Source organism: Cohnella baijiui, assembly GCF_020731285.1.
Taxonomy (GTDB): Bacteria; Bacillota; Bacilli; order Paenibacillales; family Paenibacillaceae; genus Cohnella.
The window spans coordinates 1-209 of sequence record NZ_JAJFOW010000533.1 but is presented as its reverse complement, the minus strand read 5'-3'; the positions used below and the strand labels follow the sequence as shown (position 1 = coordinate 209).

Annotated in this window: 1 protein-coding gene; it reads right to left on the bottom strand. The window is 47.4% G+C overall.

What is annotated here, in order from left to right; translation table 11 throughout:
- Positions 1-209: histidine kinase (locus tag LKX83_RS33690; protein ID WP_227887679.1), on the bottom strand; the 209-nt coding region annotated here is incomplete at both ends.

Genomic DNA, 209 nt, shown 5'->3' with positions numbered 1-209 from the left:
ATTCACAATCAGTCTGCGGGCGGTTTCAGGTTTTGTACGGATAAAAGAAGAAATAGTGTTAAGCGCATTAAACAAAAAATGCGGATTGATCTGTGCATGCAGCGCTCGAATTTCCGCATCGGCCAGAAGGGATGCTTGCTGTTCTAAATCTGCGATCTCAAGCTGGGTAGAGAATAATTGGGCGAGCCCGCGTGCCAGTTCCCAATGGA